Origin of the sequence: Streptomyces sp. 6-11-2, from assembly GCF_006540305.1 — a bacterium.
In the GTDB taxonomy this organism is placed as follows: Bacteria; Actinomycetota; Actinomycetes; order Streptomycetales; family Streptomycetaceae; genus Streptomyces.
Genome location: NZ_BJOR01000001.1, coordinates 6,767,563 through 6,790,108, shown reverse-complemented (window position 1 = coordinate 6,790,108; position 22,546 = coordinate 6,767,563). Strand labels below are relative to the sequence as shown.

Annotated in this window: 18 protein-coding genes and 2 pseudogenes; 10 read left to right on the top strand and 10 right to left on the bottom strand. The window is 69.6% G+C overall.

Translation table 11 applies throughout. The features are described 5' to 3' along the window. Positions 1-248 precede the first annotated feature (248 nt). The 3 genes from TNCT6_RS30380 to TNCT6_RS30365 form a co-directional block, all read right to left on the bottom strand. Complete coding sequence (locus TNCT6_RS30380) at positions 249-884, bottom strand: GNAT family N-acetyltransferase (protein WP_141364084.1); 636 nt, start codon at positions 882-884, stop codon at positions 249-251. Next, complete coding sequence (locus tag TNCT6_RS30375) at positions 877-2,973, bottom strand: penicillin acylase family protein (protein ID WP_141364082.1); 2,097 nt, start codon at positions 2,971-2,973, stop codon at positions 877-879. Before TNCT6_RS30375 ends, TNCT6_RS30380 begins: the two co-directional genes overlap by 8 nt. A gap of 528 nt (positions 2,974-3,501) precedes the next feature. Beyond that, positions 3,502-4,425: an AraC family transcriptional regulator gene (locus tag TNCT6_RS30365; RefSeq protein WP_308789479.1), complete on the bottom strand. Its 924-nt coding sequence runs from the start codon at positions 4,423-4,425 to the stop codon at positions 3,502-3,504. A 134-nt stretch (positions 4,426-4,559) separates the two neighbouring features. On the opposite strand from TNCT6_RS30365, the gene TNCT6_RS30360 reads away from it, so the two are divergent. From TNCT6_RS30360 to TNCT6_RS30345, 4 genes are all read left to right on the top strand, one after another. Then, complete coding sequence (locus TNCT6_RS30360; protein ID WP_141364076.1) at positions 4,560-5,357, top strand: SDR family oxidoreductase; 798 nt, start codon at positions 4,560-4,562, stop codon at positions 5,355-5,357. Positions 5,358-5,395: 38 nt separating this feature from the next. Then, on the top strand, positions 5,396-5,728 hold the full coding sequence (locus tag TNCT6_RS30355) for a nuclear transport factor 2 family protein (protein ID WP_141364074.1): 333 nt from the start codon (positions 5,396-5,398) through the stop codon (positions 5,726-5,728). A 211-nt stretch (positions 5,729-5,939) separates the two neighbouring features. Then, entirely contained in the window at positions 5,940-7,229 is a 1,290-nt protein-coding gene (locus TNCT6_RS30350) for a PP2C family protein-serine/threonine phosphatase (protein ID WP_141364072.1), read from the top strand. 534 nt (positions 7,230-7,763) lie between these two features. Then, the gene (locus TNCT6_RS30345; protein ID WP_253266279.1) at positions 7,764-8,324 is read left to right on the top strand and encodes a hypothetical protein; all 561 of its coding nucleotides are present in this window, start codon (positions 7,764-7,766) and stop codon (positions 8,322-8,324) included. 102 nt (positions 8,325-8,426) lie between these two features. Here TNCT6_RS30345 and TNCT6_RS30340 read toward each other — a convergent pair whose 3' ends face one another. The 3 genes from TNCT6_RS30340 to TNCT6_RS30330 form a co-directional block, all read right to left on the bottom strand. Next, positions 8,427-9,128 carry a TMEM175 family protein gene (locus tag TNCT6_RS30340; protein WP_141364070.1) on the bottom strand — a complete coding sequence of 234 codons (702 nt, stop codon included), beginning with the start codon at positions 9,126-9,128 and terminating at the stop codon, positions 8,427-8,429. Between the two features lie 186 nt (positions 9,129-9,314). Then, a complete protein-coding gene (locus TNCT6_RS30335) occupies positions 9,315-10,811 on the bottom strand; it encodes a multicopper oxidase family protein (RefSeq protein WP_253266277.1) in 1,497 nt (498 codons plus the stop codon). Between the two features lie 277 nt (positions 10,812-11,088). Next, a complete protein-coding gene (locus TNCT6_RS30330) occupies positions 11,089-11,670 on the bottom strand; it encodes a hypothetical protein (protein WP_141364066.1) in 582 nt (193 codons plus the stop codon). Between the two features lie 553 nt (positions 11,671-12,223). Here TNCT6_RS30330 and TNCT6_RS30325 point away from each other — a divergent pair. The 3 genes and pseudogenes from TNCT6_RS30325 to TNCT6_RS30310 all read left to right on the top strand — a co-directional run bounded on the left by TNCT6_RS30325 (position 12,224) and on the right by TNCT6_RS30310 (position 14,409). Next, positions 12,224-12,989: pseudogene (locus TNCT6_RS30325) on the top strand (IS5 family transposase). 305 nt (positions 12,990-13,294) lie between these two features. Then, positions 13,295-13,858 (top strand): TetR/AcrR family transcriptional regulator, encoded by a 564-nt coding sequence (locus TNCT6_RS30315; RefSeq protein ID WP_172633098.1) that lies wholly within the window; start codon positions 13,295-13,297, stop codon positions 13,856-13,858. Beyond that, complete coding sequence (locus TNCT6_RS30310) at positions 13,855-14,409, top strand: hypothetical protein (RefSeq protein ID WP_141364062.1); 555 nt, start codon at positions 13,855-13,857, stop codon at positions 14,407-14,409. Before TNCT6_RS30315 ends, TNCT6_RS30310 begins: the two co-directional genes overlap by 4 nt. A 628-nt stretch (positions 14,410-15,037) precedes the next feature. Here the strand turns inward: TNCT6_RS30310 and TNCT6_RS30305 are convergent. Both TNCT6_RS30305 and TNCT6_RS30300 read right to left on the bottom strand, forming a co-directional pair. Then, positions 15,038-16,117 (bottom strand): ISAs1 family transposase, encoded by a 1,080-nt coding sequence (locus tag TNCT6_RS30305; RefSeq protein WP_253266467.1) that lies wholly within the window; start codon positions 16,115-16,117, stop codon positions 15,038-15,040. A 185-nt stretch (positions 16,118-16,302) separates the two neighbouring features. Continuing rightward, complete coding sequence (locus TNCT6_RS30300) at positions 16,303-16,701, bottom strand: DUF4440 domain-containing protein (protein ID WP_141364058.1); 399 nt, start codon at positions 16,699-16,701, stop codon at positions 16,303-16,305. A gap of 65 nt (positions 16,702-16,766) precedes the next feature. Here TNCT6_RS30300 and TNCT6_RS30295 point away from each other — a divergent pair. The 3 genes and pseudogenes from TNCT6_RS30295 to TNCT6_RS30285 form a co-directional block, all read left to right on the top strand. Then, a pseudogene (locus TNCT6_RS30295) lies at positions 16,767-17,255 on the top strand (transposase family protein); the annotation flags it as partial. Between the two features lie 209 nt (positions 17,256-17,464). Then, entirely contained in the window at positions 17,465-18,166 is a 702-nt protein-coding gene (locus tag TNCT6_RS30290) for an NAD-binding protein (RefSeq protein WP_253266466.1), read from the top strand. 182 nt (positions 18,167-18,348) lie between these two features. Then, a complete protein-coding gene (locus TNCT6_RS30285) occupies positions 18,349-19,977 on the top strand; it encodes an FUSC family protein (RefSeq protein ID WP_172633096.1) in 1,629 nt (542 codons plus the stop codon). A 193-nt stretch (positions 19,978-20,170) separates the two neighbouring features. On the opposite strand, the gene TNCT6_RS30275 is transcribed toward TNCT6_RS30285, so the two are convergent. Next, the gene (locus tag TNCT6_RS30275; protein ID WP_141364052.1) at positions 20,171-20,656 is read right to left on the bottom strand and encodes a hypothetical protein; all 486 of its coding nucleotides are present in this window, start codon (positions 20,654-20,656) and stop codon (positions 20,171-20,173) included. Positions 20,657-21,027: 371 nt separating this feature from the next. Further along, positions 21,028-22,482, bottom strand: coding sequence for an aldehyde dehydrogenase (locus tag TNCT6_RS30265; protein WP_141364048.1), 1,455 nt, complete (start codon positions 22,480-22,482; stop codon positions 21,028-21,030). Positions 22,483-22,546: the final 64 nt, after the last annotated feature.

Here is a 22,546-nt window from a genome sequence, read left to right as displayed (position 1 = left end):
CTTGCCGTCGGCCGTCGCCGGGTTTTCGGGTGGCGGCGTTCGGCGGTGCCCTGGGCTTCCCTCGGCGCGGATCCGACGTCGTACCGGGGGGACACGGTGATCACCGGTGTGCACGGAGTTCGTTGTTACCGGTACACGGCCGAGGCGGGCACCCTGACCGGCGCCGCCGAGGCGCCGGCCGAGGACTGGGACGCCGCTCTCGGAGCGCCGGCCGGCGACGGTGGGCTGCGCGCCGCCTGTTACGCCCCTCATCTGCACCTCGGCACGAAGAAAGCCAGTTGGGCCTTCTTCTCCGGCAAGTACACGTCCGGCAGGTCCACTTCGGGCAGGGTGACGACGGGACCGGCCGTGAAGCCCTCGCGGAGGAAGCGGGTAACGGCCTTGTCGTTGCGCACGTCCGGGTCGACCACCACGCGGGTGCGGTCCAGGCCCGGCAGGACGTACGACAGCAGGGCGGCCATCAGCCGGGAGGTCCAGCCGGACCGCGCGGCGCCCGGCGCGGCAGGGGCCAGGAGCAGGTGGATGCCGATGTCTCCGGGTTCGACGGGGTAGCACTCGCCGACGCGGTCGGCGGACGGTTCGTAGGTCTGGAGCAGGGCGACGGGTTCGCCGTCCTTCAGGACGAGGAAGGCGTGGTGGGTGTCGAGGGTGGCCATGTGGGCGTAGACCTCGGCCACCTGCTCCTCGGTGAGACCGGTCATGCCCCAGAACGCGGCCCGTTCCTCACTCACCCAGCGGTGGACCGCCCCGGCGTCGGCCCATGCGTCCAGCGGCAGGACGCGAACGGTGCCGAAGCCGTCGACGCGCACCTCGTGCACGGCCTCTCGGGAGGCGTACGGGCGGTGCGGGGCATGCGCGGTGTTCACGGTGTGCGCGTCAGACATCGGTCTCCTCGTTCTCCTTCTTCATCCGCTCCCAGTCGGTGACGACCGGGAGGAGCTTTCCCGCGAGCCACAGGGGCAGTTGGTCGCGGTGGTGGGGCGAGCCGGGGATCCCGGACGCGCCGAAGGGGACCACCCATCGGCTGTTCTCGCGGCGGTCCAGGTCCCACACGTACCGGGCGGCCGGGCCGCGCGCGGCGAGGTCGGTGAGGCCGGGGACGGCGGAGGTGCACAGCACGCAGTCGTGGTCGCCGGACAGTCCGGGTTCGTCGTACGGCGTCTCCGTGGGCATCGCCCGCCAGGGGGCGAGACGGTGGGTGTCCCCCCAGGTGCCCGCGGGTGGCCGGGCGGCCGCCTCCTCCACCGCCTCGCGGACGGTGGACGGCCGGTCGATCCCGAACAACTCCTCGGTGCTCAGGAGGTGTTCCAGGGCGTAGCCGATGCGCGGAGTCAGGGCCAGCCAGGGCAGGAAGACCTCGGGGTACGCGGGTGGGGCGGCCAGCACGGCGAAGGCGGGGTGGGCCGCGAGTCGTCGTACGACCGCCGTGCGTACGGTCGCGAAGAGGGCCGCGTCGGCGCTGCCGGCGTCCATGCGGCGGTCCCACCGCAGGAGCCGGTCCCGCAGGGCGGCGGCCCCGACGCTGAGTCCGTCGAGGGTGGCGAGGTGTTCCAGCAGGGGCGTGGCGGAGGCGAGTTGGGTGTCGGTGTGGAGCACGGACACGTCGGCGGCCGACCAGTGCCGGCGCTCGTCGAGCAGCGCCCTGATGCGGTCGGCGCGGTGCGGCGGGGCGAACTCGACGCCCAGGGGGGCGGCCGGGCCGCGCTGATTGGCCATGACGGCGACGCCGTCGGTCAGTCCGGCGCGTGGTGGCTCGTGCCATCCCCGCCAGTCGTGGCCGGGCTCCCAGGCGGGCACCACGCGGATCCGGTTGGCCTCGGCCCGCACCGGCACCCGGCCGGCCACGCGGTGCAGCAGCCCGCCCTCGGTGTCGGCGGCCTGCACGACGTTGACCGGCTCGGCCCACCGGTCCAGGGCCCCGTCCACATCGGCCACCCGGCGGGCCCGCAGCAGGGGCAGCAGGGCTTCGAAGCCCAGATCGCCGGTGACACGGGGCGGGTAGCGCAGACTGATCGCGACCGGGATCGCGCCGGACTCGTCCGCGCCGTCGTCCAGCCCCTCGGGTCCGCCGATGACGACGGGCCCCCGCTCCGTCTCGAGCACCTCCACCTCGACCGGTTCCTCTCCGGCCACCTCAATCGTCTCGGTGTGCCGGGCGGCCCGCCGCCATACGCCGTCCGGACCGAGCGCCTCGACGCCGGCACCGGTACGCCGCAGCCGCTCCCGGTACAGGTCCTGGTAGTCGGCCATGGCGTTGGTGATGGCCCAGGCGACCGTGCCGGTGTGGCCGAAGTGGGCGATGCCGGGGACGCCGGGCACGGCGAGGCCGACGACGTCGAACTCGGGGCACGCCAGGCGGATCTGCTGGTAGACGCCCGGGTCCTCGACGAAGCGGTGCGGGTCGCCCGCGACGAGCGGCTGCCCGGTGACGGTCCGCTCGCCGGCGACAAGCCAGCCGTTGCTGCCCAGAGTGCCGGGGCCGTCGGTGGCGAACAGGCCCACCGCGTCCGCGCCGAGACGGGTCACCACCTGCTCGCGCCACAGCTTGGCGGGGAAGCCCGAGAAGAGGATGTGGGTGGCGAGCCAGACGCCCAGGGGCGTCCAGGGCTCCCAGCTGCCGGGCGTGAGGCCGGCACGGGCGAACTCCGGGGCCGTGGCGGCCGCCAGTCCCGCGTTGACGCCGTCGGCGTACGCCCGGACCCAGTCCGCCGTCTCCACGTCACGCCGCTCCAGGGCCGTGAAGCAGCGGCGGGCGGTGTCGTCCAGGCGGGCACGGCGCGCGAACCGGTCCCAGGGCAGGGCCGACGGGCCGAGGAAGGACGCCGAGGTGCCCTGTGCGCGGTGCCGCTCCACCTCCAGCTGCCAGGCCCGGTCCAGGGCGGTGACGCGGCCCTGGGCACGGGCCAGTTGCACCGCGCCGTCCGCACGCAGGTGGGGGATGCCCCAGTCATCGCGGTAGATCTCGGTCGCCACCCTGCACCCTTCGTTTAATTTAGGTTAGCCTAACCTAAATTAACCTTGACGCGAAGTCGGCGGCGGGCGCCGGCGGACCGGGCACCGGCCGCGGCTGCGCATCGGCCAGTGACCCGGCTCCCCCGCGAAAACCGGGTGCGACCGCTGCTCGGCCTTGGAGCATGCCGGAATGGTCCACCGACTCGACCCTCTGGTCATCCGGCGCACCCACCGCATCCCCTTCCCCGCGGGCCCCGTCGGGGACGGCGGTGTCGCGGCGCTGCAGTTCGACGCTGCGTTGATGTCCGTGGGCTTCAAGCTCTCGGCGGAGCTGCTGGAGCGTCTGTCCGGGCTGTCCGTGGGGGGAGCTTCCTTCTCACCACTCCTTGAATCCAGCCTTCTCGCTTTCCTCGCCACCGACTCGAGGCCTTGGGCCGTCCCGCCGTACGGGGGACGGCCGGAGGCCTTTCGTGCCGTACGCGCCTTCATCCGGGCCGCACGGCCGTCTCGGCTGTCGTGGTCCATCGTCGTCCATCGCCGGGCAGGGTCTTACGAGCCGGTGTCCCGCCGCCGGTAGGCGCCTGGACTGACGCCGAACTCGCGCTTGAAGGCACGGTTGAAGGCGAACTCGGAGCGATACCCCACTCGTTCGGCGACGGTTTGGAGCGGCGCGTCGCCGCCCCGGAGGATCCGTCCGGCCGTGGTCATCCGCCACCAGGTCAGGTACGCCATCGGCGGGCGCCCGACGAGTTCGGTGAAGCGCCGGGAGAACGCGGCCCGGGACATGCCGGCCCGCCGGCTCAGCCGCTCGACGGTCCAGGGCGTCGCGGGCTCGGCATGCATGTGCTGGAGCGCGGAACCGACGGCCGGGTCGGCGAGCGCCGCTGCCCAGCCCCCGGCGCTGCGGGGGGCGTGGTCCTCGTACCAGGTCCGCAGGATGTAGAGCAGCATGGCGTCGAGCAGCGCGGGAATCGCCGCGTCGGTGCCGGGTCTGCGCTGATCGAGCTCGTCCCCGAGCAGGTCGACGACGGCGTTGAGCGCCTCGCGCCGGCCCACCCTCCGCGGAAGGTGGATGACGGCGGGGAGTTCGGCGAGCAACGGGTGGGCGCCGGCCCGGTCGAGCTGGTACGCGCCGCACATCAGGACGGTGAGCTCGCCGGCGGCGCCGACGGGATCGGGCGCCGGCGTCCAGGAGTCGTCCATCTCCCGTGCCACGTCGACGAGTTCGCTGTCGGGCGAGTCGGCGAGAGCGATCTCCTGACCGTGCGGAACCAGTACGACGTCCCCCGCACCCAGTGGCACCGGATCGTGGCCCTCGACCATCAGCCGGCACTGCCCCTGCAGGACGACGTGGAAGCCGGTCCCACGGGCGGCCGGGAACCGCAGCCCCCACGGCGCGGTCCGGCGGGTGCGCGCCGCGTGCGGCCGCCCGGTACGGATGGCGGCGATCGCATCGCTGACTACGTCCACCATCCGATCGTACACAGCTCCCCCAGTCTGAAGACGAACGGACAAATTTCCGGCTCTCTCAGTCATGGGCCGTCCACTGTGATCTTCATAGGCTGCAAGGCAGGCAGGACCCGGTCCGACCAGCACGGAGGAAACCCATGTCAGCCGACACCGCCGATCGAAGCGGCCCCGACGAGCTCAGCGGCCGGCGCGCCCTGGTCACCGGAGGCACCCGTGGAATCGGCGAGGCGATGGTCGACCGGCTCACCCGCGCCGGCGCGACGGTGGCCTACAGCGCCCGCACCGCCCCGCCGCCCGGACACGCGACCGAGCTGTTCGTCCAGGCCGACGTCGGCACGGCCGCGGGCGTCGAGGCAGTCGCTCAACATGTCCACGACCGGCTCGGCGGCGTCGACATCCTCGTCCACACCGTGGGCGCGGACGGCGAGCAGCATGTGCCGCTCCTCCAGCAGAGCGACGACATCTGGCAGCTGGTGATGGACGTCAACGTCTTCGCCGCCGCACGGCTCGACCGGGCCCTGGTTCCCGGCATGGTCGAGCGCGGCACCGGGAACGTCGTCCATGTCTCGTCGCTCTCCCGCTCCGTACCGAACCCATACCGGGTGCCCTACGGAGCCGCCAAGGCGGCGCTGAGCCACTACAGCAAAGGCCTGGCCAACGAGGTGGCGCCCTTCGGCATGCGGGTCAACAGCGTCACCCCCGGGTTCACGGAGAGCTCCTGGGGCCGCTCGTTCGTCCAGGCGCTCGCCGAGCGCGCGGGCACCGGCTACGACGAGGCACGCACACGACTGATGGCCGACATCGGGATCCCACTGGGCCGGCCGGTCCGTCCGGAGGAGGTCGCCGAGCTGGTCGCCTTCCTGGTGTCCGACCGTGCCTCGGCGATCGTGGGCGCCGAGCACGTCGTCGACGGCGGCAGCAAGCCCACCGTCTGACCACCGAAACCACCACGAACACGAACAGGAGAACACATATGACAACCACCGCGGCCGCTCTCCCGATCATCCGGCGCTACTTCGCGCTCGCCTCCTCGCGGGACACGGAGGGATACTTCGACCTGTTCACGGACGACGCCCTCGTCGAGGACGAAGGCAAGGAGTACAGGGGCATCGCCTCCATTCGAGCGTGGCGTACCGAGGTCCCCCTCGTCGAGTACACGATCACCGGCATCGAACCAGTCGACGATGAGACGGTCGTGACCTGCACGGTCACGGGGGATTTCCCGGGCAGTCCCTTCGCCGGCCTGAAGTTCCACTTCGAACAGTTCGATGCGGACCAGGTGAGGGTTCTGCGGATCCGGACTTGACCGAACAGACCACGGCGAGGACGTCCACCCCGCTGTGCGCCGTGGTGGAGCGCACGGTCGGCGTGAGGTCAGCGCGCCCCCTTCCGTGATCGTCAGGCGCGCCTGGTGGCCGCCCGGCCCTGGAAGCTGCCGGTGCGCACGGCACGGTCGCCGCTCCACATGTGGAAAACAGTCCTGTCGTGGCAGGACCAGGGCGGGGAACAAGTAGGGCATGGGCAAGGACGCGGACGACAAGGCGCGGCTGGACCGTCTGACGTTGCTGGCGGACGCCGAGGCGGCGCTGGCCAGCACGCTGAACCTGCTGGACGGGCTGCGACGTGCGTGCCGCGTGTTGACCGGACGGCTGGGCGACTGGTGCGTGGTCGACCTGCTCGACGAATGCGGCCGGCTGGAGCGGGCCGTCGTGGTGCACCGCACGCCCGAGGCGCTGATTCCGGGTGGCCACGAAGGGCCGCTTCCGCCGGTGCCCGAGGATGCGGACGGGCCGCTGCCGCGGGTACTGCGCGGGGCGGGTCCGCTGCTGATCGCCCCCATGTCCCCGCCGAGTCTGGCGGTGAACCCGCTGCACGCGCGGCAGCTGGAACTGTTCGAGCAGCTGGCCGCGCACAGCGCCGTCATCACCCCGCTACGGGCCCGGCGGGAGGTCCTCGGCGCCCTGACCGTGGCGCGCACCGACCCCGGCCACCCGTTCACCGAGGACGATCTCCCACTCGTCGAGGACCTGGTCCGCGGCCTGGCGGTGCAAGTGGACAACGCGCGGCTGTACCAGCAGACCCAGCGCATCGCCGAGCGGTTCCAGCGCGCCCTGCTGCCCGAGCTGCCGCAGGTCCGCGACCTCCAGATCGCCGCCCGCTACGCCTCCGCGCAGACCGTCGCACAGGTCGGCGGCGACTGGTACGACGCGTTCGTCCTGCCCCGTGGAAACACCGCCCTGGTCATCGGCGACGTGACCGGCCACGACCTGCAAGCGGCCATCGACATGAGCGCCCTGCGCAACATGCTGCGCGGTATCGCCGTGGACCGCCAGGAGCCCCCCGGCGAGGTCCTGCGCCGCCTGGACATCGCCAGCCACACGCTGCAGCACGAGGCGACCGCCACGTGCATCTACGCGCTCGTCAAGGACCCCCCTGAGAAGAGCGGCCCCTGGGGCCTGCATCACTCCTGCGCAGGACACCTGCCACCGCTGCTGACCACCGCCGAGGGCGACACCCGCTATCTGGAGACGGGCGCCGGACTGCTGATCGGCCTCGACCCCGGACACCAGCGCCCGACCGCCATCGACGAGCTGCCGCCGTACTCCACCGTGCTGCTCTACACCGACGGACTGATCGAGCGCCGCGCCGAATCCCTGGACCGCGGGTTCGCCCGGCTGCGCCAGCACACCGCCGCGCTGTCCCGCGAACCCCTGGACGTCTTCTGCGACGAACTGCTCGGTGGACTGGCCGCCGACAGCACCGACGACGCCGCCCTCCTCGCCCTGCGCCCCGCCCCGGCCCACTGACACCCGGTCGCAGGCCATCAGTTCAGCCGGCGAAGGCCTGCTGGTCGCATGTGATGAGTTGGCCCTCCCGGTGCCCTCGCCCCGCTCGGGCTGGGGGTCCGTCAGGCGACGGGCGGCGACGACCGCACCCACGCCCGCGCCGGCAGTCAGGAAACGCCTGTGAGAACAGGCTTGGGACCGGCAGGGGTGCCTTCGGCCGGCCTGTCCGTGAGCGTGGCGGTGCGTCAGGGCGGTCTCGTTGTCCTTGGCCCTTTCGCGCCGGCATTTCCAGGCGACGCGCTGCCGCATGGGTGAGCAGGTGTCAGAGATCACCTTGAAGGCCTAGTCGATCACCGACCCGCCGAACATCCAACGGAGATTGACGTGCCGTCAGAAGGCGGCGAGCCGGACGTGAGGGTGCTCCGGGTACCCCGTTCGGCCCCACAGGGCCACCCCCTCCCAATGGTCCGAAATGACAGCCCGTGAGGCTTTCATTACGTTCATTCATATGCCGACTGCCAAAGCCGGCCACTTTGAGACAGGAGCAGAAGCGCCATGATCATGACCCGTTCCCACGTCATCCCCGCGGCCGTCGCCGCCGCGGCAGCACTCGTCGCGACCGGCATCACCTACGCCACGGCCGCCCCCGCACCCGAGGCGGCTCCGGCCGTCGTCCAGCAGGCCCCCGCCCCGGCCTACGCCCCGTTGGGCGGCGAGTCCGGACAGGGCAAGGGCAACGAGGGCGGCGGCCGTGGCGGCGAAGGCGGCGAGCGCGGCGAGGGTGGCCAGGGCGGCGAGCACGGCAAGCGTCGCCACCACGAGATCGGCAGGATCTTCATCAACGAGCGGTCGTTCTCCGCGCAGCCAGACGGCTGCATCACCGTGGTGAGCGGCCTGGGCTCCAAGAGCTTCAACATCCGCAACGACAGCAAGCGGGCCGTCGAGTTCTTCCGCGGCGCGACCTGCGACAACGGCGCCCCCGTCGCCACCGTCGGCCCCCACAGCGAAGCCAACGGCGTCAAGGTGCACCACACCGAGGGCATCCACGTCAAGGACGGAGTGGTGGGCAGCTTCCGGGTGGTCAAGCGCCACCACGGTGAAGACTTCGACTTCTGAACCCAACCACACCATGAGCACCACGTAGAACCCCGGCCCGCCGTAATCGGGCCGGGGTTCCGGCCTCACACCCCCAGGACACCCGGCGGGTGTCAGGATGCGTCAGACCGCACCTCCCCGGCCTCCCTCGTCGGCATGGGGTCCCGTATCAGGAGAGCCGTCCCGGCCGCCGGGCAGACCTTCGCTGGTGACGAAGTAGAAGACCGGGAGCATGACGAACACCGCGATCGCCAGCAACGGTGCGACGAACACCCCAAGGAGGCCGGCGACGATGTAGGCAACGGCTCCGGTCCAGGAACGAAGCTGTCCGTGCCGTACGTACGTGTCCTCCACGTCGGGGTCCAGCAGCTCGGGCCGCCGGGCGATCTGCTGGTAGAAGGCCACCCAGCTCAGGCACATCGCTGCGGCGAGGCCGGCATAGAGAGCGACGGCCACCCGCGCGTCGGAGCCCGTGGGGTCGGCCTGCAGTGCGTCCGCGACCACCGCGGTGGGGAAGGAAAGCGCCGCCGTGGTGAGCAGGAGAAACAGGTTGGCGGCATGCAGTCCGCGGTCCATGGCCCTGATGCGCACGAAGGCCTGGTGGTGGTTGAGCCAGATCACCGAAACGTACCCGAAGGACGCCAGGTAGCCGAGGTAGGCGGGCCACTGAGCCAGCAAAGCCCGGCCAAGGCCGCCCGGCCTGTGCGGCGGATCGGCGAGGTTGAGGGCCAAAAGCGTGACGGCAATGGCGAACACACCGTCGCTGAAGGCCTCGGCCCGTGTGGTCTCAGAACGAGAGAACCTGCGCGAGTGGCTCCGGGACAAGCTGGCTCCTGAGGTACTTGGCTCATGTCGGATTCCGGCGGCTCTCAGCGTCGGCAGCCCTCGAGGGCTCGAACCGTCCGGCAGAGCATGAGCCAACCACACCCGTGCGAGGCCCTCTGGCGGGCATCGCACCGAAGAGGCATCACGGGCAGCGGCTAGGTGGGCGGTCGCACCGCGTGTCGGCGGTCATTGGCTGTGGGTGGCCCGGGGCCGCGCGCCGGGCGGAACGATGTCCAGGACGGCCATCATGCCCATGTCTTCGTGATTGAGGATGTGGCAGTGATACACGGTCCTGCCGGTGAAGTCCCGGAAGTGGATGCGAACGACGATCGCACCACGTTTCGGCACATTCACCGTGTCGTACACGCCGTGGGTGGGGTCGTGGGCCTTCCCGTTGGTGCTCATCAACTGGAAGTGGTTGGTGTGCAGGTGGAAGCTGTGGTCCTCGTCCGAGTCATTGCGGACGGTCCACTCCTCGACGGTGCCGAGGGTGGAGACGAAGTCGGTCCGGTCCGGGGCGTACGTCCGGCCGTTGATGTAGAAGACCGTGCCGGCCTTGTTCTCCGTGAAGACGACGGTCTTGCGGTCCGCGATCGTCGCGTGGCTCAAGTCCTCGTAAGGGCCGAGGTCGGTCGGGAGCGCGGCCCGCGTCATGGGCGTGCCACTGGTGACAACAGTGGCGAGGTCGGCCCGGGGGAACTGGTTCCCGGCCGGACCGGTGTTGTACGGCAGTGTCTCCAGCCGAGTGGTGCCGGGAGCGCCGCCCTGGACCAGGACATCGAAGCGAGCGGCGGCGGGAACGAGCAGTGTGTCCTCGGCGTAGACCCTGCCCACGGGAACGCCGTCCTGAGCGATCACGTGGAAGCGGGCGCCCGGAAGGTGCAGCTTGTAGTAGATGTTGGCGCCGATGTTGGCCAGCCTCCACAACTGGGTCTCTCCCGGCCGGATGTGGATCGCCGGGTTCTGCTGGCCGTTGACGGTGCGGTGGGTGGACGCGCCGATACTCAGGGGATGGGTCTTGATCGCGTCGCCCTGGACCTGGAAGTCCTTGAGCGCGATGGTGTGCTCGGTGATGTTCCGCAACGACGGAGGCAGGTGCTGCTTCAGGCCTTCGACGACGAGGATGCCCGACTCACCACCCGCGACCTGCGGGGCGGACAGCATGTCCGCGTGTGAGTGGTACCAGAAGGTGCCAGTGGGGTGACTGAGCGGCAGTTGATAGGTGTAGTGGTACGACTGCCCGTACTCGATGGAGATGAAGATGTCGTCGGAGGGAGCACGCGGCGACACGAAGAGACCGTGCGTGTGCAGATTGGTGTACTTGTCGGTTTTGTTGATCATGGTCAGGTCGATACGGTCGCCGGGCCACACGCGCAACGTGGGCGGCATATAGGCCCCGTTGTAGGTCGTCGCGTACAACTGGCGGTTGCCGACGCGGACCTTTCGCCGTTCCACCACGATCGTGGTCCTGAGGAAGCCGTCGCGGCTCACCACCTCCGGAGGATCCTGGAGCCGCGGCCCCGCGCCCGGCGGTGTGGGCCCGCCCTCGACCACGGACCCCTGCGTGTCGCTGGAGCGCTCGCTCGGTGCACTCCCCGCGCAGCCGACGAGCCAGAGCGCGGCGAGGAGCAGACCGGCGACGATGCGGGACGGCGAGGAACAACGCGTGGTGGGCCGGGTCACTTGTCTCCCCCAGGAAAACGGGCGGGCCCCGACCGGGGACGTCCGGCCGGAGATCCGCATGCTGCTGGTCGGTCAGCCGGAGAGTAGGGGCACAAAGATCCCGTGCCACGCGGCCACGCCCGGCCGACGGTGCCATCAGCCCGAATGGGCCCCACGACCGCCCCTGACGGACTTCGCGGTCCCTGCTCGGACGGGCGGGGGCCGGCTGCCCGACGCGTTGTCAGATATTGGCCGGGATACCGGTGTCGATGCGACAGGCGGCAGCAGCCGGTCGGGGTCAGCGCCAGCCACCGTGGCGAGGCTCCACGTGTTCGCCGAACGGTGGGTCGAACGCCTGCCCGTCGTCGTCGGTCACGACGTAGTGCGGTTCGGTCTTCGAGGCGGCCGCTTGCAACCGGGTGACGAGGTCAGGGACAGGCACGATACGCAGCGACAGGGCTGCGGCCACCCGGGCAGCTTCGTTGTCGATATCCGGGTTGCACTTGTCACGGGACCGTTCGAGGTGTTGAGCGGAGATCTGCATGACCTCCACATCGCCACCGCCCGAGAATGAGAGGCAGTCCTGCCACTCCAGCCCGATGATGATCTCCAGCGCGTCCGCCAGGTCATCGGCGAGGAGCCCGCCTTGACCTTCGGAACTCGCGAACACCACCGGCCGGCGGCCGTTTTGTTCGGCACACAGGAAGTACGCCCCACCAGCGGACTCCCCGGCGATCACCTCCAGCGGCGCACCGGAGGCAAGCCTCAAGCCATCGCCATAGTGCTTTCGGTGGATGTCGAAGCCGAACGATGACCGCAGCAGCAGATCGATCTTCGGGGTGGTCTGGATCAGGTCAAGCAGATGATCACTCGAGGTCACGGCACGGACGATAGCGAGTGCCGCTGACGTGTCAGCGCCAGGGTGAACAGCGCGCCCATGTCCGGCGGTGGCGCGACCCCGTGGATGGCGCACTCCAGGCCGCGCCTGTCAGGGCGCGAAGTACCAGCAGTACAGGCCCATGCCTCTCTCCGCACCACTGCCGGCCGGCGCTGACAGGCGCTCAAGGAGGTCCAGCGCCCTACGTGGCGCAATCACATCGTCCGGCGCTGAGGCGCTCTCAGCCCACGCAGCGGCTGCGGTGTGGAGTCGATCCCTCCCCGCACCGGCCAGAGCCGTGCACAGCGGCTCCGGAACAGCGAAGACGGTGAGGCCGTCGTTGGCCATGGGCACCACGTCTCGGAGGGGGCTCTCCGCGCCCGTCAGCAGGGTCTCCCACCTCGGCACCGCGTCATCCGGATAGATGCCGTCACACGACACGGCATGCCTAGTGCTGTGACCGGAAAGGTTCACCGGCTCGCGGCGTCCGGCACGGCACTCCCCCAGCCTTCGGCCGGGGGTACCCCCACGCCGCGTTGTCGCATCACCCGAGTACATCCAGTACGCGGGTGATGCTCCGCCTTGCGATGTACCGCACCGGACGCCGCGAGCTTCCCGGCAAACCTTTCCGGCCACAGCACTAGCGGCAATCATCTTCGTGGCCGCCTCGGGGTGTACCTGGCGGCAACTGCCGCCGGTGTTCGGGCCGGCTTGGCCCACGGTCTACCGGCGCTTCGCCCAGTGGAGCCGGGAGAGGGTTTGGGCCAGGCTCCACCGGGTCACCCTCGACGAACTTGGCGCCCGAGGGGAGCTGGACTGGTCGCGGTGCGCGATCGACTCCGTCAGCGTCAGGGCGGCAAAGGGGCCCACTGACCGGACCGAATCCGACCGACCGTGGCAAGCCGGGATCGAAAATCCACCTGATCACGGATCGGAACGGGCTGCCCCTGTCGCTGGGCATCTCCGGTGCCAACATGCACGACAGCCTCGGCCTGCAACCACTCGTGCGCGGGATCCCGCCCATCCGCTCTCGACGCGGCCCACGCCGCTGGCGCCCGGCCAAGCTCCACGCCGACAAGGGATACGACTACGACCACCTGCGCCGGTGGCTGCGCAAACGTCGCATCCGCCACCGCATCGCCCGCAAGGGCATCGAGTCCTCCACCCGACTCGGCCGCCACCGCTGGGTCGTTGAGAGAACGGTCTCGTGACTGTCCGGATGTCGGCGCCTGCACCGCCGCCACGAACGCAAGGCTGAGCACTTCCTCGCCTTCGTCGGCATCGCCGCAGCCCTCATCTGCCACCGCCGACTCACCCGATAAGACATGAGCTCAGTCGCCTGCTGGAATCAGCGGGTCGGCACGGGACAACATCTCGGACAGCGAAAGTCCGTCCCTGGAAGCAACGAGCCGACGCGCTCGCAGTTCGGCACGCGTACGCGGACGGAACTTCGGCTCCCTGCCGCACCCGCAGGCCGGTCGCCCCTCGTAACGGAGACCTTCACCCAGGGCTGCGGCCACCACAGACCACCTGCGAACGTCCCGCCTCGACGCCACGGTCTGAATCATCCACTCGCCGGCTCCGGTGCCGATTGACGTCCTTGGCTAATGGCAATAGCCTCTGGGCTATGGTTGCTAAGAGGTCGCTGACGCCGGCCGCCGTGGTCGATGTGGCGCTCGGCATCGTGGACGAGCACGGGCCGGACGGCCTCACGCTCGCCGCCGTGGCGCACGGCTGCGGGGTCGCCACGCCGTCGCTCTACAAGCACGTGGCGAGCCTCGGCGAGCTGAAGACGCTCGTCGGAGTGCGGGTGCTGGAGGATATGACCGACCGGTTCACGACGACCGTCTTGGGCATCGGCGGCAATGAGGCGGTCACTGGGTTGATGCACGCCTACCGTGCGTACGTCGCCGCGCACCCGAAGCGGTACGCCGCGCTGCCGATGGACCCGCTGCACGACCCGATCCAGGAGGCGGCCGGCGCGAAGCTCGTCGGCGTCATGTACGCCACGCTGCGCGGCTACGGACTCGAGGGCTCGGCGGCCGTGCACGCGACCCGGCGCCTGCGGGTGCTCCTGCACGGCTTCGCGTCCATCGAATCCGCGGGCGGCTTCGGCCTGCCGGAAGACCTCGACGACACCTACGACCAGCTCATCCAGATGTATCTCGCCAGCCTGAGGAACGAATCATGAGGATCCCGCTGTCCGTCGCAGGCGTACTGTTCCTGCTCTACCCCGCCCTCCGCCCTTGGGAGGACGAGTCCACCACCTCGGGTGCCGCCGCCGCGATGGGCTCCACCGCGTGGATCGTCGCGCACCTGTGCGCGATGATCGGGTTCATCCTGGTCGCGATTGCACTGCTGCCGATCAACCGCGTGGCGGCGATCGTGTTCTGGATCGGCGCCGGCCTGACGCTGCCGTACTACGGCGCCGAGGACTTCGGCCTGCATGCGATGGCCAACCAGTCGAACGTCCTCGACCTGGCCGAGGACGTGCGCTACAACCCGTTCGCGATGACGATGTTCGGGCTCGGGCTGCTGACCATGGCGGCGGGCGCAATCCTCGTCGCAGCCCGGATGCGCACGGTGCCGGCGATCCTGTTCGCGGTCGGGTTCGGGCTGTTCCTGCCGCAGTTCTTCGGTCCGCCCGCGCTGCGGATCGCGCACGGCGTACTGCTCGCGGCCGCCTGCGTGTGGCTGGCCTGGGACGCGAAGCGGATCCAGCCCGCGCCGGTGCCGGCCTGACTTAAGGTCGTTGCCTCCTGCATCTGTGGCTCCGACCTGTGGCGCGCCGTTCGTGCGTCGGTACCGGACAGTCGATGATCACCGCGATCAAGGTGTTGCTCAGGCCCTGATTCTGCGCACGGCGAGTGCGCGCGGAGGCCGTTCGGGCGTCCGCTCCCGTAGTCCAAGTCGCGCTGAAGAGCGGGTGTCATCTACCTCGAAAGGTCGCAGGAGCGTGAAGTTCGCGCCCCTGCTGGAGGATGTCGGTGCTCGCTCGTACGGTGAACGCATGATCCCTGGCTTTCATCGTGCGAAGGGTGGCGGCCCGATGGTCGGTATCCGTCCCGGCGACGCGTTCGCGCTCCGGATCGGAATGCCGCTTGAAGCTGACACGACACGCACGCGTAGTGCAGCTTGTAGGAGGTGATGGCATAGAGGCACACCAGGCGACCGCACTGAGCCAGCCCTCAACGGGCCACTTCTTTCCAGCGCTCGCTTCCTCCGGTGCTGGTGACAGCCATCCATAAGAAACGACCTCTTAGAGGCTCTTAGAGGTTTTTTTCACCTCTTACATCCAATTATCACCGCTTTCCTTCCAGGGGTGGGTGCAGGGCCGTTGCAAAGTGCGGTGATCTTGTAGTCGCGCTGGTCAGACGATGCCCAGTAGGTCGAGCGGGCGGGTGAAGGGCTCGTAGGAGACGTGCCGGATGCCGGCCGCGATGTTGCGGTGTCCGGCGGCGCGGAGCGCGTTGATCGCCAGGTTGCGTAGGGTCGACATGTTTTCGGGGCCATGGCCGGTGCGAATCTTCGAGGCGTCCTCGGCGAAGGTGGTGTCGCGGACGAAGTGGAGCCGATTCTCGATGGTCCACTGCGACCTGGCGAGTTGGCCCAGCCGCTGGGGCGATGCCTGATGCGAGCTCAGGTCTGTGATCGCGTAGACGGTCTGGCGGCTGACGGTTCCGGTCGTGCGGTCGGTGCGGTGGCGCAGGATGCGTACAGCCTGGGCGGCGTGGGGGAAGTCGAGGCCGAGGTCGGTCACGGTGAGGGCCCTGGTCACTCGGGTCTCCCGGCGGCCGTGGCCGATCTCCCGGTCGTAGCGGCGGGCGGTGACGTCCTTCCACGGCAGTGATCGCAGCCTGCGGTGCAGTTCGGGCTGGTTGGCCTTGACCACCAAGAGGTAGTGCGCCTTCTTCTCGTCCACCAGGAAGCGCGCATGCGCGCGCTGGGTGTGCAGGGCGTCGGCCGTGACGGTGACCCCGGTCAGGTCGAAGGGCGCCAGTAGCGCGGCGAAGCAGGTGATTTCGTTGGTCTTGTCGGGGATCCGCAGCTGGGTGACGGTTCGGCCGTCGCCGGTCATCGCGGCCAGCAGGTGGGCAGCGGGCGTCTGGCCGTGTCGGGAGCCGCGGGCAGCCTTGCCGTCGAGCGCCACCGAGTCCGAGCCGGCAGGATCAGCGCCGGTCAGATCGGCCAGTCCGCCGGGGCAGACCAGGCCGACAATCCGCCGAATCGTGGCGGCACTCGGCGCGACGCGCACGCTCAACGACCCTACGACCCGGGCACCCAGGCGGGCCAGGGCGTGCTGCGGCGCGTTGGCGGACCACTGGCCGATAGCCGTATACGAGCGTGCGCCGGCGACAACCGCGGAGGCGGCAACCAGCAGCACCGCCACGAACGGGTGACGCACCCCTCGACGTCGACGCGGATCCGGCAACAGCCGCAACCGCTCCACCAGCGACAACCCCGCAGTGTCCTCCAGAGCGGGCGACTTGATCAGGCAGACGGTGGCAGACTGACGACACATCGAAGCTCCGGTGGTGCGAGGCGACTTGGGAAGGTCACCCCGTTCAACCGGAGCTTCGCTGCGTGCGTGACGTCCCAGCCCGCGCTCCTTGGGCCGCCGCGACCTGCGGACCCTCAGGGCTGGTCGTACCAGGAGAACGCCGCGATCCGCCAGCCCTCCAGGGTGCGGACGAACTGGATGGTCTTGGTCCCGCCGCCCTCGAACGGCTCGCCGTCCAGGATGCCGGCCTTCCGATACTCGCCGAAGCGCGACGCGATGTCGCCCGCGATCTCGGTTCGCTCGGAGGTCTCCCACTCCGAGAACTCGACCAACCGGCCGTCGGCGAGCAAGCGTTCGCGCGGCTCGATGAACTCGTCCACGGTGTAGACCGTGTACTTCGGCCCGGTCAGCACGATCACACCACCCGGAATGACCAGCCGGCGGATCCGGGCCACGTCCGCGGCCTTGCCGCCGCGGTTGTCGAAGGCTCCGAAGAACTCGGCGGCTATCGCGTCAATCTCGATCTTGGACATGGCGCGACGTTAACACCGCTAGAGGTTGTCCCGTAACCGCCGGTCAGGGGTGAGATGATCTTGCTGTGGCTGGTGTGATCACGGCGTCGGAGCCCTCGTGGATAGGTCCATTCACCGGGCTGAGCCCGCGGCAGTTCGCCAAGCTGATCACCGCGCTGCGGCGTGAGGGGGCCGATCCGGTCCGCAAGGGCCGGCCGTGGTCGCTGCCGCTGGAGGACCGGGTGCTGCTGGTGGCCGCGTAGTGGCGCACCAACCTCACCCTGCGCCAACTCGCCCCGCTGTTCGGCATCTCCAAGTCGGCGGCCGACCGGATCGTCGACCACCTCGGACCGGCACTCGCCCTCCAGCCCCGGCGGCGGTTCCGCAAGGACACCGTGCTCATCGTGGACGGCACGCTGGTCCCCACCCGCGACCGGACCGTGGCCGCCTCCAGCAAGAACTACCGCTATAGCACCAACCACCAGGTCGTCATCGACGCCGACACCCGCCTCGTCGTCGCCATCGGCAAGCCGCTGCCCGGCAACCGCAACGACTGCCGGGCCTGGGCCCGGTCCGAGCCGCTTTCCGGCCAAGTGGCACCCGCCGAGGGACATACCTACCGTTTCAACTTAGGGGCAGTGGCCCGCTGTGAAAAGAGACCGGCGGGCCTTGGACCCCCGACCATCTGGGAGAACAAGCATGCATCTGATATTCGGCCTCGGCCCCATCGGCGGAAACATCGGCGAACGGCTCGCCGAACTGGACCGCGAGGTCTTCGGCTTCGATCTCGCCCCCCGCCCGCGTCCACGAGTGGGCGGCGGCCACAAACGCGCCGGCCGGCTCCGACCTCGCGGCGGTCGACTGGTCGGCCGTGGACAGCGTCATCGTTGCGGTCCGCACGGCGGACCAGGTCAGCGCGGTGTTCGGGTCGCTTCAAGACCACTGCGTCAAGGGGCCGTTGACCGCCTTCGTGGTCACCACCCTCGCCGCGGAGGACGCCCGCAGGATTCTTCCGTCCGCACCCGACTCCTGGCGGGTGTTCGAGGCACCGGTGTCGGGTGGCCCTCGCGGTGCACGCGACGGCACGCTGACCACCTTTCTCAGCGGCCCCGCCCCCACCGACGCGGAGGAAAGGCTGCTGGCCGACATCTCCGGCCGCGTCTTTCGCATGCGAAACTACGGTGAGGCAGCCACGGTGAAACTCCTCAACAACACCCTGGGCACATTCAATCTGCTCTCCACCGCACACATTCTTAATCTGGCAGCACGGATCGGAATACCTGCCAAGGAATTCCTCGAAGTGATCCGCGTGTCATCCGGACAGAGCTGGATGAGCGACAACTTCAGCGAAGTGCAGTACGACCTGCTGCTCAAGGATGTGGGGCTGCTCCGCGGCGAAATCGGCTCACTCCCGGCCACGGATCTCAGCGGAGACGTCGAACAGGAGATCCTCCAAGCACGTGGACTGCTGGAATCAGAGGCCTGAGATGCACTCGTCCCACACGGCAGCGGGGGTCTTCACACGGTTCGGAAAGTCAGGGTATGCCGCTCGTCGTCTCTGACATTCCCAGGGCATGGCGTTGCCGGATCGTCCCGCACATCCGCCGGTTCCTTCACCTCTCCCCCTCGCCCGGCGCGTGGCTGCAAGGCACCCTGACCACCGCACCCATGGCCGCGTCCCTCCTCCTCATCACGGTGTTCGCGGACACCCACCCTGGCGCCATGGCGCTGTTCGGCTCGCTCATCTCACTGTGGAACACCAACCAATCGCTGCGCTCCCGGCTGCGCAGGTACGCGGCGGTCGCCCCGATATTTCCCGCCTCCATGGCTCTGGGCGTATGGGTCGGCCCCATTCCGTGGCTCGCCATCAGCACCGAGGCACTCGTCATCTTCCTGATGGCCGTCGGCTACCACGTCTTCTTCGTGGGACCCGGGCCAGGACCCATTCACCTGTTCTATGCCTGTGCTGTGGGGACATATCTCGGCGGCAGCACCGACATCGGGTGGCCGATCGTGGCGGTGACGGCGGTGTCCACTGCGCTCACCGCCGTCCTCAGCCTCAGCGACCTGCTGGTCCGCGGCCACCACGCGGAACGCAAGGCCGTCGCGGCCGCCCGAGCAGCCGTCCATGCCTTCCTTCACGCCGCGGCAGAGGAAGGCGAATCTCGCGCGCACCACGAGCAGCGGATCCGCCGGCTGCGGACCGCCGCCACCGCCGCCGTCGACCACGCCGCGTCCGTGCTCGGTTCCGCGCGCTCACCGCGCGCCCGCCCCGGCCCCGTCCGCCATCAACTCGGCCAAGAGCTGCACAGGTTGGACGGTCTGCTGGGCGCCGGCGCGCTCACGCGGGACTGTCCGGGCGCCACCGCGCAGGTGGGGAGCGCCCCTCATCCCGGCCCCCTCGGGCAGCCGTCCGCGCGCTATCTGCTGCGACGCACTTTCGGTCGGGATCCCGTGCGTCTGCCCGTACTGGTCGGTCTTCGTTGTGCATGCGCCGGTCTGGCGGCCGGAACACTCGCCCTCGTCCTGCACGTCGGGCACGCGTACTGGGCGGTGCTGTCGGCGACCATCGTGCTGCACGGTGGCCTTGACCGAAACTCCACCGTCCTACGAGCGGCCCACCGGCTGGCCGGCACAGTGGCGGGCGTGCTGGTGGTCAGCGCCGTGGAACCGCTTCAGCCTCCAGCGGCCGTCCACATCTCCATCATCATCGTTTCCGTATGGGGCATGAACCTGTTCCTCCCACGCAACTACGCACTCGCCGCATCCTTCATCACGGTGATGACCCTTCAGGCCAACATCGCCATCACCTCGGTGGACGCCACACCTCACCTGGTGGGGCAGCGGCTGCTGGCCACCCTGATCGGAGTGGCCGCGGCTCTTGTCGTGCTGGTGTGCACGGGCCGCCGCATGCCGCGCCGGACGACGCAGCGGCTACTCATCCGCACGCTGCGGGCAACGACCGAGGTACTGGATCACGCTGCCGCCGGCACGTCCTTCACCGAGGACGGCTGGAAGGCCCGCCGTGATCTGCGCTTCGAGCTGCTCGCCTGTGCCGACCTGCTGCCCCGGCTCGGCGCCGACGACCGAAACCTGGGACAGTGTCAGGACCTCGTCGACGGAGTCCAACAGCAGGCCCACGCGGCGCTCGCGGCCGGCTGGCACGCGGAACCCGATCAGCTGGACACCGCCACACGCAGTGAGGAGATCCGCTCCCTCTTGGACCGCCTCCCAGGACAGCGAACCAGCGCGCACACCCCTACGCGGGGTCGCCGCATCCGAGGCAACGTCCGATGACCTCCTTCATGATCGCGTCGAAGCCGGGCCGCCGTGCAGTTGGACACAGGCGTCGATGACGTCGTTCTGGATCCGAGAGGTTTACGACTTCGCCTTCGCGGCGTCAACTGCGGTCAGCGCGCCTTGAGCGGCTCGGCGCCGCCCTGCCCGACGAGCTGTGCTGCTGAAGTGCCGGTGGCGACCGTGATGGCCGTCAGCACTTGTCGTCGACGAGTTCGTCGAAGTCCTTGGCGCTCATAACCCGGTTGTCGGCCCAGACCTGGCCCGGCCGGAGAGAGGCGAGGTCGTCGGCGGTGAAGTAGACGTGTGCCAGGTAACTGCCGGACCCGTGGAAGGTCAGCGCGTAGGTCCGGCCGGGCAGCAGTGCCTGCCTGCCGAAGGTTTGCGCGCGCCATTCGGGTGGTGGGGAGAAGAGCGGGAAGACGACACCTCCGTGGTTCGTCGCTCCCCACGCCTCCCACCCGCTGTCCTGGTGCGCCCGGCCCTCGTCCGGATCATCAGGGCCGGCCTGTGCGGGTGGGGAGGCGGACGAAGTGCCGACCGAGCCAAATGATGTCTCCTCGATCGCGGCTTCGCCTTCCTCGAAGGTCCAGCTCTCCAGGCCCATCCCCGAGAGGGTCTCGCTCCCTTCGCACGGCCGCAGTTCGGCCACCGGCTGCCCGTCGTCCCCGTTTCGCACCGCTACGAGCGGCAGGTCAGGGGGACTGCACCCACTCACCATGGTGAGACCCAACGCCAGGCACACCGCACCGCACACACGTCTCATTCCGGCTCCCCCTCGGATGCTTACTCCGAGAGTTGGGTCTGCCTGGGGAAAGAGTCGAGTTCCGTACGGTCTCGGTCCGGACTCGTGTGCGGGCCAGGCGCCCTCCCAGTCAATCCGCGACGGCGGTCGCGGGCCACGTGGTGCGGCATGGTGCGCCAGGGGTGGTCGGCGAGGGCCGGCTGCGGATACCAGACGTCACCGGCGTACCCCGCCGGCCGCCCGCCGCGCAGGGCGCGGTCCACCCGTCCCCCAGGACCATGGCGGCCTGGGGGACGACACAGGTCTCACTTCGGCTGCTGGGTCACGAAGATCGTCTTGTACTGGAGGTACGCCTCGATCCCTTCAGCGCCCAGTTCGGAGCCCAGACCGCTGTCCCGCCGTCCGCCGAAGGGTGCGCCGATGTCGAAGTTGGCGTGATTGACGCTGAAGGTGCCGGTGTCCACCGCGCGGGCCACCTCTCGGCCGAGCGTCTCGTCCGCCGTCCAGACACTGCCGGCCAGACCGTAGGCCGAGTCGTTGGCCATGGCGACGGCGCCCTCGACCGAGCCGTCGTGGGCGGAGACGGTCACCACCGGGCCGAAGATCTCCTCACGGGCCACGACCATCGCTGGGTCCACGTCGGCGAAGACCGTGGGCTCGACATAGAACCCCCGGTCCTGGCCTGCGGAACGGCCGCCGCCGGTGGTGACGCGTGCCCCCTCCTGCCTGCCCTTGCGGACATAGCCCTCGATACGGTCACGGGCGGCGGCGCCGGCGACCGGGCCGATCACCGTGGACGGAGCCAGCGGGTCACCCACCGGCCATCCCTCGACCGTCGCGGTGACGGCGTCCACGATCTCCTCGTAGCGTGAACGGGGCACCAGCAGCCGTGTGTTGTTGGTGCAGGTCTGGCCGTTGTTGTTGAACGACAGGTCGAGCAGGTGGTCGAGGAAGAGCGGCAGCGGGGCGTCCTCCAGCAGGATGGCAGCGGACTTGCCGCCCAGTTCCAGGGTGACGGGACGCAGCAGTTCGCCGCAGAGCCCTCCGATACGGCGTCCGGCGGCGGTGGAGCCGGTGAAGGCGACCTTGTCCACTCCGGGGTGGGTGACCAGGTACTCCCCCACCTCGCGTTCGGCGGGCAGGAAGTTGATCACTCCGGGCGGGAACCCGGCCTCGTGGACCGCGTCGGCGACAAGGAACGAGTCCAGGCCGGTGGCGGGCGAGGGTTTGACCACGGCGGTGCAGCCCATCGCCAGCGCGGGCGCCAGCTTGAAGAAGAGGGTGCTGAGCGGGTAGTTCCACGGCACGATCATGGCGACCACACCGACGGGCTCGCGGCGGACCAGGCTGTGGCCCAGAAGGGCGGGACGCAGGTCTTCCGCGTACATGACCTCGGCGAGCGGGGCGTAGAACCGGAGCAGGCCTGTCGCGGCGCCGACGTTGGCCTCGATGGCGCGGGCCAGAGGTGTACCGACCTCCTGCGCGATCAGGGTGCCGAGGGCATCCGTGCGGGATTCCAGGGCGCGGGCCAGGCGTTCCATCGCCGCGGCGCGTTCCTGTGCCGAGCCCCACCCGCGGTGGCCCCCGAGGGCGCGGCGCGCGGCGGTGACAGCGGCGTCCACGTCGGCGCGGTCGGCTTCGGGAAAGCTGCCGAGGGGTTCCTCGGTCGCGGCGCTGATCGAGGTGAAGGTGCGTGCGGTCGAGGGTTTGCGCCAGTCACCGTCGATGTAGAGGGCGTCGCGATCGGTCCCATGGGACATGCCGGAGTGCTCCTTCTGTTCCTTCTGGTCCTTCTGGTCCTTCTGGTCCTTCTGGCTTGTTCCC